We start from the raw sequence: 16,459 nt of genomic DNA on the forward strand, positions 1-16,459 counted from the left end.
GCTTTAATTTTACAAAAATGCCAGTGATAGCTCGTCGAGAATAGATAACTTTTATTTTTTTTATTATTTATGTCGCAAATAAATCATATTAAAAAAACAATTACAGTTAAAAAACTATATTTATTTTAACAAATACCAATAAACCGTAAACTTTATTTACTTAAAGTCATAAAACACTAAATATTTTACAACAAAAACTTATATTTGAGCATAACACTTTGTAGCTTATGAAAGACAACAACCTATTCTCTAATTACGAGAAACTTGCTAGTACTTGGGATGAAATGTATAATGACAATGCAGAATTTAGATCGCAGTATGATGGTTTTATTAAATACTTAGAAAACACATCGCCAGAAAAGCTTTCTAAAAAAGAAGACCTTGCAAAACAATTATTTATGAGTCAAGGTGTTACGTTTACAGTTTACAATGATAATGAAGGTATCGAAAAAATATTTCCTTTCGATATTGTCCCTAGAGTTATAACAACCGCTGAATGGCAGAAAATTGAAGCAGGTATTAAACAGCGTCTAAAAGCACTAAACTTATTCATTAAAGATATTTATAATGAACAGTTTATTATTAAAGACGGTATTATTCCAGGTGAATTAATTTACTCTTGCCCTAATTTTTTAAGAGAAATGAAAGGGGTTAAGGTTCCTTACGATGTTTATGTACATATTTCTGGTGTCGATTTAATAAGAAACAACGATGGTGAATTTTACGTTCTTGAAGATAATTTAAGAACACCATCTGGAGTAAGTTACATGCTCGAAAACAGAGAAATCTCTAAACGTTTATTCCCAGGTATTCTACCTAAAAACAATGTTCGCTCCGTTTCAGACTATCCTAATTTGCTATACAAGAAACTTAAAGAACTCTCAAATCTATCCAAACCCAATATAGTATTGCTAACACCAGGCATTTACAATTCGGCCTATTACGAGCATACTACCCTAGCCCGCTTAATGGGCATTGAGTTAGTAGAAGGTAGCGATTTGGTTGTTAAAAACCATTTTGTTTACATGAAAACAACCAACGGATTAAAACAGGTTGATATTATCTACAGACGTGTAGACGACGATTATTTAGACCCACTAGAATTTAATGAGAAGAGTGTTTTAGGCGTTGCCGGAATTATGGCAGCTTACCGAAAAGGGAATGTAAATATTGTAAATGCTCCCGGAACCGGAATTGCCGATGATAAAGCAATTTACATCTATGTACCAGACATGATAAAGTATTATTTAGATGAAGAACCTCTTCTGAAAAATATTGAAACCTACCAATTGGGTCGACCAGATGAGCTGGAATATGTTACCAAAAACATTAAAGACATGGTTATCAAAAAAACCGATGGTAGTGGTGGTTATGGTATGCTTATGGGACATGAAGCTACAGATGAAGAAATTAAAGACTACTTAAATACCGTTAGCAAAAAGCCAGAAAACTTTATTGCACAGCCTATTTTAAGACTATCAACCGCGCCGTGTTACATAGATGGTAAATTATCTCCAAGATGTATCGATTTAAGACCATTTGCCCTTTCTGGCCGAGATGGTATTGATATTTGCCCTGGCGGATTAACCCGTGTTGCACTGAAAAAAGGATCCTTAGTAGTTAACAGTTCGCAAGGGGGCGGCAGTAAAGACACTTGGATTTTAGAATAATTTTACAAAAATAAATATGTATGTTAAGTAGAGTAGCAAATAATCTTATTTGGTTAGATCGATATATGGAACGTGGTAGTGGTATTCTTAGTTTACTAAAAGTAAATTATTATGCCAATCAAGATTCTCCAGAATTATTTTCCTGGACACCCGTTATTAAAAATTTCACAGCATTCGATAATGAATACTATACAGAAGACGCTTTGGAGTGTATTGATTTTATGGTGTTTAACACCAATAACTCTAATTCAATTCTCAATATTGTTACAAAAGCTAGAGAAAACGCACGTAGTGTACAAGAGCATATATCTCGAGAACTTTGGCTGTGTGTAAATAATTACTATCTATATCTAACAGATAAAAATTTACGAAAACGCTTAAAAGAAGAAGATCCTGTTCAGTTTTTAGAAGATTTACGGAAACATCATTTAATTTATAATGGTACAACCGATATTACTCAAGAACGTGGTACATCCTATTATTTCATGAATGTTGGTAAATTCTTAGAACGTGTTAACCTTATTGCAGATTTTACATCGCTTAAGCTTCAAGAAATAGGAAAAACATCGGATAGTTTAGAAAAAAGTTTCTATTGGAAAAATTTACTACTTTCTATAGGTGGTTACCAGTTTTATCTTAAAACGCATAAATCAACCTTCAATCAAGACCACGTAATTACTATGGTTTTTCAGGATAAATTATTCCCTAGATCGGTATATTATTGTGTAAATAAACTAAGTAGACATATTACACGTTTAATCGAAACCAACGAACTAGAAAAAAAGAATTTAGAATTCTTAATTGGTAAATTAGAAAGCTCTATAAAATACACCACCATTGAAAACATTAATGAGCAAGGTTTAAATAACTTTATACATAGTATAAAGGAAGACATCAGTAATATTTCAACAAATATTAATGCGGTTTACAACTCTAATAATTGATTTATAACTATCATGGCTACATTTTTCATTAAACATACAACAAAGTATAACTACAATGCACCCGTAATCGATGGGGCAACATTAACTAGGTTACACCCTATTAATGATGATAATCAAAAAGTGATTTCGCATTTAATATCTATAACAAATAACCCTTTTATAGAAAGTTTTATCGATTTTTATAACAATAGAGTTGGTACGTTTATGGTAATAGAGCCACACGACGAATTAAACATTATTTCTGAAGTTGAAGTGGTAACCTCTCCAAAATTAATTCCGGATGATAGTATTGAAAAAGCTGTACAGTGGGAAGAACTTAAACGTATTAAAAATACCATTGACTTTATAGATTTTACAGCACACAAACCTTTTAAAGGAAGCCAAGAAATCACTGATGTAATTCTAGATTTAATGTTAAAAACCAAGTCGCCATTTCAGGCTGTACTTGCCATATGCGAATATGTTTATGATAATTTTGAATATAAAACAGGAGTTACTAACGTAAAAACATCTTTAGAAGAAGCTTGGGAACTCAAGGCAGGCGTTTGTCAAGATTTTACAAATGTTATGCTGCGCATGGTTAAAATGCTTGGTATACCAGCTAGATATGTAAGTGGTTATATTTGTCCTAATGACGAAATAACACGTGGAACTGGAGCTACACACGCCTGGATAGAGGCTTACATTCCATTTTATGGATGGTTAGGTTTCGACCCTACAAATCACGCTATAGCGAACGAAAACCACGTAAGATTAGCTATAGGAAGAGATTATGGTGATTGCTCACCAGTAAAAGGAGTATTTAAAGGTAGTGTTGAAGCCGAAATGCAAGTTACCGTTTCTGTTAAAACAAATAAAACCGAAAACACAAAGCAGGTAGCTCCTGAAGTTTCTACCGTATATCCATCAAATAGTTACAAACGTAGTTTAGCTGAAAAAGAAAACGGTGGCAGCCAACAACAGCAGCAACAGCAACAATAAAATTTTACTTTATTTTTTTCTATCGATAACGTAGTTAACCATAAGCTCTAATGATTGCTTATATTCCGAATCTGGATACTTTTTAAGTAATTCTAAAGCTTCCGTTTGAAACTGCGTCATCTTTGAAATAGCATAATCTAAACCACCATTATCCTTCACAAAAGCGATAACTTCTTTAACGCGTTTGGTGTCTTTATTATGGTTTTTAATGGAATTAATGAGCCATTTTTTATCCTTTTTAGAAGCCCCATTAAGTACATGAATTAAAGGCAAAGTCATTTTTTGTTCCTTTATGTCAATACCTGTTGGTTTCCCTATTTGTGTATCGCCATAATCGAACAAATCGTCCTTAATTTGAAACGCCATACCAATGAGTTCTCCAAATTTACGCATGGTTTCTACATGTTCCGAATCGGGTTTTACAGATGCAGCACCTAAACTACAACACGCAGCAATAAGAGTTGCTGTTTTCTGTCGAATAATCTCGTAATAAACCGCTTCAGTAATATCTAATTTTCTTGCTTTTTCTATTTGAAGTAATTCACCTTCACTCATTTCTCGAACAGCAACCGAAATAATTTTAAGCAAATCGAAATCATTATTATCGATCGATAATAATAAACCTTTAGAAAGTAAAAAATCGCCAATTAAAACGGCGATTTTATTTTTCCAAAGCGCGTTTACAGAAAAGAAACCACGACGTCTGTTACTATCATCCACCACATCATCATGCACTAGTGTTGCCGTATGAATAAGTTCTATAACAGAAGCTCCACGATACGTACGCTCGCAAACTTCGCCGTTAGAGACCATTTTAGAGACCAAAAACACAAACATAGGGCGCATTTGCTTCCCTTTGCGATTCACGATATAATGTGTAATACGATTAAGCAATGCCACTTTACTCGACATAGAAAGCAGGAACTTTTGTTCAAAAAGATCCATTTCGTAAGCTATGGGTTGCTTTATTTGTTCTACTATTTTCAAGGTGAGATATTAAAAGAAATTAAATATAAGATTTATGATTTTACACAAAATACCGAGTGCTTAACTTTTGTTAGCCAATTGCCCACAAGCAGCATCAATATCTTTTCCGCGACTGCGACGTACATTAACTACAATTCTATTTTTTTCTAATGCGCTGATGTAATTTTCTAAGGCTTCGTTTGAGGCTTGCTGAAATTCACCATCGTCAATAGGATTGTATTCAATAATATTAACTTTACATGGCACATATTTACAAAACTGAACAAAGGCATCAATATCTGCTTGGCTATCGTTAATATCTTTCCAAACCACATATTCATAACTAATTTTACGATTAGTTTTTAAATACCAATACTCCAAAGATTCTCTTAAATCTTTTAAAGGAAATGTTTCGTTGAAAGGCATTATTCTAGTTCGAACCTCATCTATTGCCGAGTGTAACGATACAGCTAAGTTAAATTTCACTTCATCATCGGCCATTTTCTTGATCATTTTTGGCACTCCAGATGTTGAAACCGTAATTCGTTTTGGAGACATGCCTAAACCATCGGTAGATGTTATTTTATCGATAGCCTTAATAACATTATTATAGTTCATTAGCGGCTCGCCCATACCCATAAACACAATATTACTTAAGGGACGATCGTGATATAAACGACTTTCGTTATCGATGGCTACTACTTGATCGTAAATTTCGTCTGGATTTAAGTTTCGCATACGTTTTAAACGTGAGGTTGCACAAAACTTACAATCTAAACTACAGCCTACTTGACTCGAAACACATGCTGTGGTTCTTGTTTTTGTTGGTATTAAAACCGACTCTACAATTAACCCATCGTGCAAACGCACCGCATTTTTTACCGTACCATCACTACTACGTTGCATGGTATCTACTTTAATGTGATTGATTACAAAATTGTCTTCGAGCATTTGGCGCGTTTCTTTAGATACGTTCGTCATATCCTCAAAAGTGTAAGCCGATTTTTGCCAAAGCCATTCGTAAACTTGATTGCCTCGAAAAGCTTTATCGCCATTTTTCACAAAGAAATCCCGAAGTTGTTCTTTAGTTAAGGCGCGTATGTCTTTTTTATTATCTTTCATTGGTTGCAAAAATAGTGAAAGCTTTTTCTTTTATAGCACTTGTTTTTATAAAGTCGTACTAAATTTAGTGTAAACCTTAAATTTAGCACATGGCTGCATTAGGGATTGCAGCGGCATCCTTTTTGCTGAATTTATAAATTAGTTTTTTGATAAGTCTGCTTCCTCACAAAAACCTAAATTAAAAACAAACATAGGCTATTTTGCAAAAAGATATAGCGAAAAGCCCGACCTGAAAGGGAATGCCCAAATTTTAAAACGCATTATTTTTATTAAATATGAAACAAAAAAAAAGCTTCATCGTTTTTATTGGATGAAGCTTAAGTTTTATTTAGAAGGGATTAGATGATTAACATCGCATCACCATAACTGTAGAATTTATATTTTTCTTTTACAGCTTCTTCGTATGCTTTTTTAGCAAAATCGTGACCTGCAAATGCCGAAATCATCATTAACAATGTAGATTTTGGTGTATGGAAGTTAGTAATCATGCAGTTTGCGATACTAAAATCGTATGGAGGGAAAATAAATTTATTTGTCCAACCTTCTACTTCGTTAAGTTTTCCGCTTGTTGAAACGGCACTCTCTATGGCACGCATAGCTGTAGTTCCTACGGCGCAAATACGACGTTTTTCACTAAGTGCTGTGTTTACAATCTCGACTGCTTTAGCTTCAATTTTAAGCTCTTCGCTATCCATTTTATGCTTAGACAAATCTTCTACTTCTACAGGGTTAAAAGTACCTAAACCTACGTGTAACGTAACCTCTGCAAATTTAACACCTTTAATTTCCAAACGTTTTAATAGGTGTCTAGAAAAGTGAAGTCCGGCAGTTGGTGCCGCTACAGCTCCTTCTGTTTTTGCGTATATAGTTTGGTAACGATCTTGATCTTCTGGTTCTACATCTCGTTTGATGTATTTAGGAAGAGGTGTTTCGCCTAGCTCGTTTAATTTTTTACGGAACTCGGTGTACGATCCATCATATAAAAAACGTAAAGTACGCCCTCTAGATGTTGTGTTATCAATAACTTCAGCTACTAACGTTTCGTCGTCTCCAAAGTATAATTTATTTCCTATTCTTATTTTACGTGCTGGATCTACTAAAACGTCCCAAAGGCGTTGTTCTTCATTTAATTCTCTTAATAAAAAAACTTCGATTCTAGCACCTGTTTTTTCTTTGTTTCCGTATAAACGGGCTGGAAAAACTTTGGTATCATTTAAAATTAAAACATCGTCTTCCTGAAAATAATCAATAATGTCTTTAAACATCTTATGTTCAATAGTCTGCTCTTTTCTGTTAAGCACCATTAAACGTGACTCATCTCTGTTTTCAGCTGGATATTCCGCTAATAATTCATCTGGTAAATTGAAACCAAAATGTGATAATTTCATTCAAAAAGGTTTTAAGTTAATGTGTTTTAATTTATTCTGAGCTTCCCCAGAAAAAATTCTAACCACTGCAAATATACAATCTGAGCATAGGGGTTGTCAAGTAAATGCGTGATTATTATTCGGTTATTTTAAAACCGATAGCTTTTAAGTCGTCCCAAAACGTTGGGTATGATTTAGATACCACGGCAGCATGTTCTATAATTAATGATGTTTTTAGGGCTAAAGGCGCGAATGCCATAGCCATACGGTGATCGTTATAGGTTGCTATTGGTACTAATTCCTTTATTTTAGTTGATGGTGCCAAGTGTAAAGACTTATCTGTGATTTTTACTTCGCCACCTAGTTTTTCAATTTCGGTTTTTAAAGCAACTAATCTATCTGTTTCTTTAATTTTTAGAGTGTGCAAACCTATTAAATCGCAAGGCATACCTAATGCAAAGCATGTTACTGCTATGGTTTGAGCAATATCCGGCGCGTTTTTTAAATCTAAACTTATTGTTGATTCGCTAGCTTTTTCTTTTTTTAATGTGATAGAATTACCGTTAAATGTACTAGTTACTCCAAAGTGTTTGTAAATCTCAACTAACACAGAATCGCCTTGTAAAGAATTCTCTTTGTATGATGATAAAGTGATTTCTGTACCAATATCACTAATAGCTGCAATACTGAAATAATATGATGCCGAAGACCAATCGGACTCAACAACTAATGTTTTTGGTGTTAATGCTTTTGTATTTGGTTTTACGGTAATAACATTACCAACAAACGACGACTCTACACCTATTTCGTCGAGTAAGCTTAACGTCATGTTTATATATGGTACCGATGTAATTTCGCCTTCTAACGTTAACTCCAAACCATTTTCTAGTTTTGAAGCTATTAATAATAAAGCTGAAATATATTGACTACTTACATTTGCTTTTAGAGACACTTTATGATTTGATAGTTTTTTTCCTGTAATTTTTATTGGTGGAAAACCATCGTTATCTACATAACTTATTTCGGCTCCAAGATCTTGAAGGGCTTCAACTAAAATTTTAATTGGACGCTCCGTCATTCTTTTAGACCCCGTAAGTGTTACTTCTCTTCCTTCTTGAATTGAAAAATACGCGGTTAAAAATCGCATGGCTGTTCCGGCATGGTGTATATCTACCACGTTAGATTTCGAGCTTAAAGCATTCGTCATTAAATTACTATCATCGGAGTTTGATACATTTTCAAGTTTAAATTCCGGATAAAGTGCTTGTAATAATAACAAACGGTTAGATTCACTTTTTGAACCTGTAATTATAACTGCCGATTTTTGGTTTTCGAGTTTCGATTTATGAAGAGTAATATTCATTGTAAAATTCTATACGTTTAAAGCCTGCTAATTTACTTTAATTTTTCGTTATTATGGTGTCTATCGTGGTCGCGTTTTCCTTTCTTATACATTCTTTCATCGAAAGCTTTTTGTAAATCGACTCCGGTTTGGTTTGCTAAACAAAGTACAACGAATAAAACATCGGCTAATTCTTCACCTAAATCTTTGTTTTTATCACTTTCTTTTTCGCTTTGCTCGCCGTATCTCCGGGCAATTATTCTAGCTACCTCCCCTACTTCTTCAGTAAGTTGAGCCATATTGGTTAACTCGTTAAAATAACGAACGCCATGTTCTTTTATCCAATTATCTACTTCTTGTTGTGCGTTTTCTATATTCATTATATTCTACTTAAAACTATTTGTTCGTTTTCTTTTTCTATCATTTGTGCAAAATACGACTTTAAAGCTTCGTAATAGGCCGGATTAATAATAGCAGAATTAACCTCATGTAAAACTGATACCTGTATTGTATTTCCAGTACCGCTAACTTGATAAATAAATTTCCCCAAATCATCGGGTAATTCTAAACCTCCAGATTCTGGCAGACTTTCTATTCTATATCCTTCAGGTATTTTTACTACTATTTTACTATTCATTTTAGATGGATACCCAAAATCTACAGGAAATTCTCTTTTACTTAATTTAAAAGGGTTATCTGTGGTTTTCAAAAAAAACAATGGCGAAAAATACATTTTATCCCCAATAATATCTGCTTGACTTTCTTTTACAAATTTATAAGACTCAACAATAGGCTTACTTAAATCTAATTCATTTTTAACATTGTAATCCGAAATTTCTAGCCCACCATAATTATTTTCTAATCGAGCTATAAAATCATCACGATCCACATCAATATAACGTTCTCTGAACGACAATGCTTTATGACTCTTTTTTATACTCCTGTATCCACCAGACAAATCTCCATTTTCCGATAAACTAGCCATAAAAAACACTGAATTCTGAGAGGTTTGTTTTGGGTATAAATCTATTAACGTAGAACCACCTGCTTCCGCTATAACACGTCCTTGCCAATTTAGTGTTCTAAAAGGTAAAACATTAGGCCTACTAAATCTACTTGTACCATCTAAAAGCATACCTCCATCATTTATCTTTACATAACTCACAACATAATTATAGCCTTCTAAGGTTGGAAATAATGGTACGCCATGTTGCCTTGTGCTTACCAAAACAGGATAAGCTCTAAGTCCGGCATGTTGTAACATAGCAGTAAGCATTAAATTAATTTCCGCTACATTACCTACTTGCTCTTTATACGCTTTCTTCACACCATCATTGGTTCCATAACCGTAATAACCGTTCCATTTCACTTTGTTTTTCACGTAGTTAAATATTAACGTAGTACGCTGTATAGGGTCGGATACTGTAGATATTAATGCATCTATTTCTTCTTCAAAATAGCCTTTTTTATTTAATTCTGGTCCAAAATTTGAGTTGTCGTAAATAGTATTTACAACATCCGACCACGATGTAGTATAGGATTTTATAGGCGCATCCGGGTACTTAGTGTAAGATAATTCATATTTAACCGAAGACTTATAATTATTAATATTATTAACATAAGGTTCATCTTTTAACGCTGGTACATTATTCAAATCAAACTCTGTAATATTTTTTTTAAAATTTAAATCTTCGGAATAAGACCTTCCTATACTCGTTCTACTCGTAAGTTTTATTTTATCAGCTTGACTACTCTTTTTAGGCGTAATACTTAAATAACCTCTAGTACTTTCTTTAAAAGTAAAATATTCAGGAGCCTCAAATCTCGCTTGTATTTTTTTAACAGGTATATCATACTGAAATACAAATTGATCTACATTATATATAAATGGGGAGTTCACCCTATACTTATACTCTACAATACATCCAGGTTTTATATCCGGCATGGTAAATTTATACTCGTTGGTATATTTTGATAATTCTGTTTTAAAAATACCATCTTTCGATAATTTAGTTTCTTCAACTTTACCATTTACCAAATGATAAGTGTAGGCTTTTAGATTCCTAATTTCCTCGTCAGAACCTCCACTTGTACTCAATCTATTAGTTTTCGTTGCATAATCGAATCCTTCTTGATTGTAAATCTTAATACGCTCATGTACCTCAGTCACCAACCTAAAGCCACTTGGCTCAACATACTCATAAAAAGATTTTCTATATTTATATAAATAGGTTGCACTTGCAGAAGAATCTAAAGGATTAAATTTTTCTTGTAGTTCTTCTTTAGATACTTTCCCAAAATGATAATCTTGGGCAAATACAGTTAAGGAAAAACAAAGAGTTAATAATAGTGAGGTTAGTTTCATAGTATAATTTTACTTTTTAATTAATGCGACTTTAGCGTTATCGAGTTTTGAGACTTGTTTATAAAAGGTTCTAAACGCAGCATAATCTTCTTTAGGGAATTCACCATCGTTTATAATAAAAGTTCTTTTATATTTTATTTTAGAATTATCAATAACTGAAATTTCTGTGGTATAGCTACCAAAATCGGTTTCCAGCGACTGTCCCTTTGGTAATGATTCTATATTATAATCTGGTGGTAAATTAATCTCTACCTCATCTACATCTTTAAAACCTCTGTTTATTTTTAACGGAAGTTTTCTACTTCTATATCTATCAGGAATATGTGTATTTCTATTTAAAACATTTAAATTAACAAGCATACGCTCACCTACTTTTTTGGTGTAATTAACAGCTTGAAAATTGATGTTTTCAATTAATTCTATGGTGTTTTTATCATTTTCAATACTCATGCTATTTATAGACATGTTGTTTATGTATTTCCAACGCCTTTTGTAATACACATCTAAATCACGTTCTGTCTCTGTTTCTAACCAATATTTATTATCGTATTGAATACCTTTTGAATTTACATTTACCATAGCCTTAATCGAACCATCATTTGATATATCACAAATTCCCTTTATGGTTTGTAAACTTTCCTCTGGAATATATTTTTTGGTATGTTGTATTTTTCCGCCTTCTGGAGTAATCACCAAAACATCTCTATCGTCTGTAAAATCACCAATAAAACCGAAAGGCAATTTCTGACTTGTACACTCTAACCAGATATCCTCATCGTTATTCGGGATATTCAGAATAACATGATTGCCTTGCATAGCTGCAAAATCTTTTTCTAAACTACGTTGAGAATCTCCAGCGAAGACTACAGAATAGTTAGATTCTATACCAACGGCATTAAGCAAAGCCATGGTATAATTTGTTAGACCTTTACAATCGCCATAGCCCAACCTATCTACTTCTGATGCATTAAAAGGTTGCCAACCTCCAATACCAACTTGCACACTTATATAACGTACTTTATCTTGAACGTATTGATATATTTTTTTCGCTTTTGCTATATTATCAGGTTCGTTTTTAACCAATTCCTGAATTTTAATTATAGTCCCTTCCGATAGGTCGTGTGTGCTTTTTATTAAATCGTGATACATCCAAGTTCCAAATTCGTTCCAATTTTCAACTTCAGAATTAACTCCTTTTAAAGAAAACTGTTTTGAAGCAAACATCACTTTTGGAACAATATCGGAAAAATTAGGACTATAGTCTTCTGGCTTAATTCCAGAAACATTTTTTATACTGTAATGTATTTTCGTTGAAGTAAGGTCTACACTAATTTTATAACCTTCAATATTCTTTTCCTTTTTTCTAATAGTAAGTTCTTCAGGGAAACTTAAGGTATAACTGCTATTTTCAACACTTAAAAAATATTCGGTTACTGGAAAAAACGAATTAATAAACGCGGTATTATTAGTTTCGTATTCCGAATTAAACTCAATAGTATATGGATATTTTATGGGAGTATATTCTAGATATTTTACTCGAGAATCGGAGTATAATGTACCGCCATCCACAGCACTTACATCTCTAAAATCTTTCTCTTTAATCTTCTTAATAACCTTACCGAAGTTATCGTAAACCAGAACCTCTAATGTTTTAATATTTACGTTTTTATCATAATGCAAATACGCATTAACAGCATCGTTACCTTCTTTATTTAATACAGTTACAATTCGTTTTTCGGTAACCAACATACTTTGTGAAGACTCTAAAACAATAGAAGTAACATCATCTCTAACAACGGCATTAGCATTTTGCTTTAAATTATCGGGAATACTAAAACTAGTGTATAAATTTTGTTGAGAAAAACTAAAAAGTGTTGCGAATAAAAATAGAGTATTGAGAATACGCTTTATAATCATGAAAAAGGGGTTATGTTTATTTTACAGCGCTTAGTTATTTAAACTAAAGTAAAACGAATTAATTTGTTCCCTTTTTAAATTTTACAACTAAAAACCTGACAGCTAATATAATAAAACACGGTAAAAATATGTATTTAAATTCGCTTAAAATTACCTGAATTCCACGTTCGGATATAAACTTACCGATACCAATAGGTGAAACGCGTATATCTTGAAAAGGAAAGAAAAATCGATCGTTATTGAAAGGAATAAAAAAGCCCACACCTTTTCCTCCGGAAGTCATAGCATCTAAAATACCATGAGACATTGTTGAAATAAAAATGACTAAAAACCAAATTACTTTATTATTCCGACCTAAAGTAAACATTAAACTCAGTGCCCAAATTAAAGCAAACACTATAGAATGCGTAAAGCCTCTATGCCCTAACGGGTCGCCATAAGCAATACCTAAATTGAAACTAAGAACATCAAAATCGGGCAAAATTGTAGAAAACACCGCAGCCCATAGCAACCACTTTAAATTTTGCTTATTGGCTACTTTCACTAAAGTGTACCCAACCATGCCATGCCCAAAAATGGATGCCATTACTCTTTATTTTTTGTATCTATAATTATGGTAACTGGGCCATCGTTTAGTAACTCTACCTTCATATCGGCTCCAAATTGTCCGGTTTGCACGGTTTTCCCTAAATCTTGTTCAATTTGTTTTACAAACGCTTCATACAATGGTATAGCAACATCAGGCCTCGCTGCTTTTATATAGCTTGGGCGATTGCCTTTTTTAGTAGAAGCTTGAAGTGTAAATTGACTTACCACAATAACATCACCACAAGTATCTTTTAAGGAATGATTCATCACATCATTATCATCAGAAAAAATTCGAAGATTCACAATTTTATTCGAAAGCCAAACAATATCACCATGCTCATCCTCATTTACAATTCCTAAAAGAATTAAAAGTCCACTTTCTATATTGGCTACTTTTTCACCTTCAATAGTTACGCTAGCTTTTGTAACGCGCTGTATAACTGCTTTCATCTATTTAACTGCATTTTATAAAACCTAACAAATGTATTTTTAATGTTTAAGTAAATTACCCTTACGGGGAAATGCCTCATTGATTAAAATTAGTACTATTCCCAAATATCTGTTCTGTAATGCTCATCTTCCCCCTCTACAAGTTGAATATAACTTCGGTAACGAGAATACTCAATATCCCCTTCATCTAAAGCTTCTTTAACAGCGCACTTTGGTTCTTTGATATGCAAGCAATTATTGAATTTACAATCTTGTTTTAAAGCGAAAAACTCAGGAAAATAATCCCCAATTTCTTCCTTTTCCATATCAACAACACCAAAACCTTTAATTCCTGGTGTGTCTATAATTTGAGCACCAAAACTTAAATCGAACATCTCGGCAAAAGTTGTAGTATGTTGCCCTTGCATATGTTGCGTAGAAATTGCCTTGGTTTTTATATTTAAATCTGGTTCAATAGCATTTACAAGTGTAGATTTCCCAACTCCAGAATGCCCAGAAAACAAACTAACCTTACCATGCATTAAAGCCTTTACTTTGTCTACATTTTTACATGTAACGGCAGATACACCAATACACTCGTAACCTATTTTTCTATAAATATGCGCCAAATATTTTACTTCGTCTAGTGTTTCTTGATCGTAAGTATCAATTTTATTGAACAATAAAATCGTTTTAATTGAATAAGCATTTGCCGTTACCAAAAACCTGTCGATAAAACTGGTTAATGTTGGCGGATTATTAATAGTTATCATTAAAAAAACCTGATCTATATTGGCCGAAATGATGTGTGTTTGCTTTGATAGATTTACAGATTTACGTACAATGTAATTAAACCTATCGTGTATGTTATGTATAATCCCGGATTCTTGATTATTATCGGTTTCTATTTCGAAATCTACAATGTCGCCCACAGCAATTGGGTTGGTACTTTTAATGCCTTTAATTCTAAATTTCCCCTTTATCCGGCATTCGTAAGTATCACCCAATTCGGTTTTTACGGTATACCAACTTCCTGTAGATTTATAAACGCGTCCTGTCATAGTTTTCAAAAATAATCTAAATTAATTATTTATTGATTAAGAGTTTATATTTATATTAGCTTCTTAACACAAAAACCCCAAAAACACATGAAAAAAATTTTATTTGTATTGAGTATTTCTTTATTCTCTTTAATTGAAGTAAATGCTCAAGTTGAGTACAAGGTTGTAACAAGTATAGAATCTATTGTACCTAATGGTTTAGGTCGCTCTAGAATGATTAGTGCGAACGAGAAAAAAGATTACAAAGAGTTTACTACAACACAAACCGAAGACGATAATTCTAGAAACAAATCTAAACGTGATGAAATACGCGTCAAAGGTTATGACGAAACCAAATTATTAAACTTCTACAACGTTGGAGGTATTCGTTTTCAAAACATAGCTGCTAATGATGCTATTATTACATCTAAAATCAATACAATGATTGAAGAAGGATGGGAATTAGCATTTGTAAATAGTGCTGTTGAAAGCGAAGGAGGTAAAGGTGATGGAAAAGGCATCTTTATTACTCGTTATCTTTTTAAAAGAAATATATAAATTCTTTTTATTCTAAAAATAAAAAGCCTCGTTTCTAAAATTAAAGAAACGAGGCTTTTTTTATTCATCAAGAAATAACAGTTACTATCCGTTAATCACTTTTTCTTGGTGATTGATAGATTCTTGGTGTACTGCTTTAAACATTTTTAAGATAAATTCTTCACTTAAACCATGTTGCTCACCTTCTAATACCATTTTACCTAAAATTTCGTTCCAACGTTTAGATTGTAAAACGGCAACGTTCTTTTGTTTTTTAAGCGCTCCGATACTATCAGAAGTTTTCATTCTCTTTCCTAATAAATCAAGAATTTGATTATCTACAACATCAATTTGTGCTCTTAAATTATCTAAAGAACTATTGTATTCTTCTTCAGTATTAGATTCTTTTCTAATTTTTAAATCTCTCATTATTTGCACTAAAGTAGATGGTGTTACTTGTTGCGCAGCATCACTCCATGCATTTTCTGGATCGTAATGAGTTTCAATCATTAATCCATCAAAGTTTAAATCTAAAGCTGTTTGAGATACATCAAAAATCATATCTCTTTTTCCTGTAATATGCGATGGATCGTTTATTAATGGAATATCTGGATATTTGTTTTGAAATTCAATAGCTAATTGCCATTCTGGAGTATTTCTATATTTTGATTTTTCATAAGTAGAAAAACCTCTATGGATTGCTCCAATATTTTTAACACCAGCTTTGTAAATTCTTTCGATACCACCTAACCATAAAGCTAAATCTGGATTTACTGGGTTTTTAATTAACACAGGCTTATCTGTACCTTGTAAAGCATCTGCAATTTCTTGCATAATAAAAGGAGATACTGTAGAACGTGCACCAATCCATAATAAATCGATATCATGCTCTAAAGCTAATTTTACGTGAGCAGCATTTGCTACTTCCGTACAAACTTTCATACCTGTTTCAGCTTTTACTTTTTGTAACCATTTTAAACCTAAAGCACCAACACCTTCAAACATTCCCGGGCGTGTTCTTGGTTTCCAAATACCAGCTCTAAAATAGCTTACATCGGTATCTTTTAGCTCATGAGCTATTTTTAATACTTGTTCTTCTGTTTCAGCACTGCAAGGTCCAGCAATTACTAATGGATGATCTAAGTTTAAATCATCTAACCAGGTTCTCATTTCTTTTGTGTTTTCCATAAT

At 32.7% G+C, this 16,459-nt stretch carries 15 protein-coding genes; 4 read left to right on the forward strand and 11 right to left on the reverse strand.

The features are described 5' to 3' along the window. Positions 1-227 precede the first annotated feature (227 nt). Genes DFQ06_RS07665 through DFQ06_RS07675 form a run of 3 tightly spaced genes read left to right on the forward strand, consistent with a single transcriptional unit; the run spans position 228 to position 3,595 of the window. Positions 228-1,670 carry a circularly permuted type 2 ATP-grasp protein gene (locus tag DFQ06_RS07665; protein ID WP_133966974.1) on the forward strand — a complete coding sequence of 481 codons (1,443 nt, stop codon included), beginning with the start codon at positions 228-230 and terminating at the stop codon, positions 1,668-1,670. A 20-nt stretch (positions 1,671-1,690) separates the two neighbouring features. Beyond that, positions 1,691-2,614 (forward strand): alpha-E domain-containing protein, encoded by a 924-nt coding sequence (locus tag DFQ06_RS07670; protein WP_042503113.1) that lies wholly within the window; start codon positions 1,691-1,693, stop codon positions 2,612-2,614. A 12-nt stretch (positions 2,615-2,626) separates the two neighbouring features. Beyond that, complete coding sequence (locus tag DFQ06_RS07675) at positions 2,627-3,595, forward strand: transglutaminase family protein (RefSeq protein ID WP_074938174.1); 969 nt, start codon at positions 2,627-2,629, stop codon at positions 3,593-3,595. A gap of 9 nt (positions 3,596-3,604) precedes the next feature. On the opposite strand, the gene DFQ06_RS07680 is transcribed toward DFQ06_RS07675, so the two are convergent. From DFQ06_RS07680 to rsgA, 10 genes are all read right to left on the reverse strand, one after another. Further along, positions 3,605-4,582, reverse strand: coding sequence for a polyprenyl synthetase family protein (locus DFQ06_RS07680; RefSeq protein WP_042503118.1), 978 nt, complete (start codon positions 4,580-4,582; stop codon positions 3,605-3,607). A 60-nt stretch (positions 4,583-4,642) separates the two neighbouring features. Beyond that, positions 4,643-5,683: a dual-specificity RNA methyltransferase RlmN gene (rlmN, locus tag DFQ06_RS07685; protein WP_133966976.1), complete on the reverse strand. Its 1,041-nt coding sequence runs from the start codon at positions 5,681-5,683 to the stop codon at positions 4,643-4,645. 338 nt (positions 5,684-6,021) lie between these two features. Further along, positions 6,022-7,071, reverse strand: coding sequence for a tRNA preQ1(34) S-adenosylmethionine ribosyltransferase-isomerase QueA (queA, locus tag DFQ06_RS07690; protein WP_042497250.1), 1,050 nt, complete (start codon positions 7,069-7,071; stop codon positions 6,022-6,024). Positions 7,072-7,186: 115 nt separating this feature from the next. Continuing rightward, complete coding sequence (locus tag DFQ06_RS07695) at positions 7,187-8,413, reverse strand: 3-phosphoshikimate 1-carboxyvinyltransferase (protein WP_074938177.1); 1,227 nt, start codon at positions 8,411-8,413, stop codon at positions 7,187-7,189. A gap of 32 nt (positions 8,414-8,445) precedes the next feature. Further along, positions 8,446-8,772, reverse strand: a complete 327-nt coding sequence (locus tag DFQ06_RS07700) for a nucleotide pyrophosphohydrolase (RefSeq protein WP_042503119.1) — start codon at positions 8,770-8,772, stop codon at positions 8,446-8,448. Continuing rightward, on the reverse strand, positions 8,772-10,757 hold the full coding sequence (locus tag DFQ06_RS07705; protein WP_074938179.1) for a DUF3857 domain-containing protein: 1,986 nt from the start codon (positions 10,755-10,757) through the stop codon (positions 8,772-8,774). Before DFQ06_RS07705 ends, DFQ06_RS07700 begins: the two co-directional genes overlap by 1 nt. A 9-nt stretch (positions 10,758-10,766) precedes the next feature. Continuing rightward, positions 10,767-12,674 carry a DUF3857 domain-containing transglutaminase family protein gene (locus DFQ06_RS07710; protein ID WP_133966978.1) on the reverse strand — a complete coding sequence of 636 codons (1,908 nt, stop codon included), beginning with the start codon at positions 12,672-12,674 and terminating at the stop codon, positions 10,767-10,769. A gap of 58 nt (positions 12,675-12,732) precedes the next feature. Then, a complete protein-coding gene (locus DFQ06_RS07715; protein WP_133966980.1) occupies positions 12,733-13,260 on the reverse strand; it encodes a metal-dependent hydrolase in 528 nt (175 codons plus the stop codon). Continuing rightward, positions 13,260-13,712 carry a D-aminoacyl-tRNA deacylase gene (dtd, locus tag DFQ06_RS07720; protein ID WP_042497242.1) on the reverse strand — a complete coding sequence of 151 codons (453 nt, stop codon included), beginning with the start codon at positions 13,710-13,712 and terminating at the stop codon, positions 13,260-13,262. Before dtd ends, DFQ06_RS07715 begins: the two co-directional genes overlap by 1 nt. Before the next feature lie 95 nt (positions 13,713-13,807). Beyond that, a complete protein-coding gene (gene rsgA, locus DFQ06_RS07725; protein ID WP_042503128.1) occupies positions 13,808-14,752 on the reverse strand; it encodes a ribosome small subunit-dependent GTPase A in 945 nt (314 codons plus the stop codon). 87 nt (positions 14,753-14,839) lie between these two features. On the opposite strand from rsgA, the gene DFQ06_RS07730 reads away from it, so the two are divergent. Beyond that, positions 14,840-15,289 (forward strand): hypothetical protein, encoded by a 450-nt coding sequence (locus DFQ06_RS07730; protein WP_042497241.1) that lies wholly within the window; start codon positions 14,840-14,842, stop codon positions 15,287-15,289. Between the two features lie 84 nt (positions 15,290-15,373). Here DFQ06_RS07730 and DFQ06_RS07735 read toward each other — a convergent pair whose 3' ends face one another. After that, positions 15,374-16,456: a bifunctional 3-deoxy-7-phosphoheptulonate synthase/chorismate mutase type II gene (locus tag DFQ06_RS07735; RefSeq protein ID WP_042497238.1), complete on the reverse strand. Its 1,083-nt coding sequence runs from the start codon at positions 16,454-16,456 to the stop codon at positions 15,374-15,376. Positions 16,457-16,459: the final 3 nt, after the last annotated feature.

Origin of the sequence: Algibacter lectus (assembly GCF_004368925.1) — a bacterium.
Classification (GTDB): Bacteria; Bacteroidota; Bacteroidia; order Flavobacteriales; family Flavobacteriaceae; genus Algibacter; species Algibacter lectus.

Excerpts from the sequence above, each read along its gene's own strand:
- DFQ06_RS07665 (WP_133966974.1), top strand. The coding sequence starts at position 228 with ATGAAAGACAACAACCTATTCTCTAATTACGAGAAACTTGCTAGTACT.
- DFQ06_RS07670 (WP_042503113.1), top strand. The coding sequence starts at position 1,691 with ATGTTAAGTAGAGTAGCAAATAATCTTATTTGGTTAGATCGATATATG.
- DFQ06_RS07675 (WP_074938174.1), top strand. The coding sequence starts at position 2,627 with ATGGCTACATTTTTCATTAAACATACAACAAAGTATAACTACAATGCA.
- rlmN (WP_133966976.1), bottom strand. The coding sequence starts at position 5,683 with ATGAAAGATAATAAAAAAGACATACGCGCCTTAACTAAAGAACAACTT.
- queA (WP_042497250.1), bottom strand. The coding sequence starts at position 7,071 with ATGAAATTATCACATTTTGGTTTCAATTTACCAGATGAATTATTAGCG.
- DFQ06_RS07695 (WP_074938177.1), bottom strand. The coding sequence starts at position 8,413 with ATGAATATTACTCTTCATAAATCGAAACTCGAAAACCAAAAATCGGCA.
- DFQ06_RS07700 (WP_042503119.1), bottom strand. The coding sequence starts at position 8,772 with ATGAATATAGAAAACGCACAACAAGAAGTAGATAATTGGATAAAAGAA.
- DFQ06_RS07705 (WP_074938179.1), bottom strand. The coding sequence starts at position 10,757 with ATGAAACTAACCTCACTATTATTAACTCTTTGTTTTTCCTTAACTGTA.
- DFQ06_RS07710 (WP_133966978.1), bottom strand. The coding sequence starts at position 12,674 with ATGATTATAAAGCGTATTCTCAATACTCTATTTTTATTCGCAACACTT.
- DFQ06_RS07715 (WP_133966980.1), bottom strand. The coding sequence starts at position 13,260 with ATGGCATCCATTTTTGGGCATGGCATGGTTGGGTACACTTTAGTGAAA.
- dtd (WP_042497242.1), bottom strand. The coding sequence starts at position 13,712 with ATGAAAGCAGTTATACAGCGCGTTACAAAAGCTAGCGTAACTATTGAA.
- rsgA (WP_042503128.1), bottom strand. The coding sequence starts at position 14,752 with ATGACAGGACGCGTTTATAAATCTACAGGAAGTTGGTATACCGTAAAA.
- DFQ06_RS07730 (WP_042497241.1), top strand. The coding sequence starts at position 14,840 with ATGAAAAAAATTTTATTTGTATTGAGTATTTCTTTATTCTCTTTAATT.
- DFQ06_RS07735 (WP_042497238.1), bottom strand. The coding sequence starts at position 16,456 with ATGGAAAACACAAAAGAAATGAGAACCTGGTTAGATGATTTAAACTTA.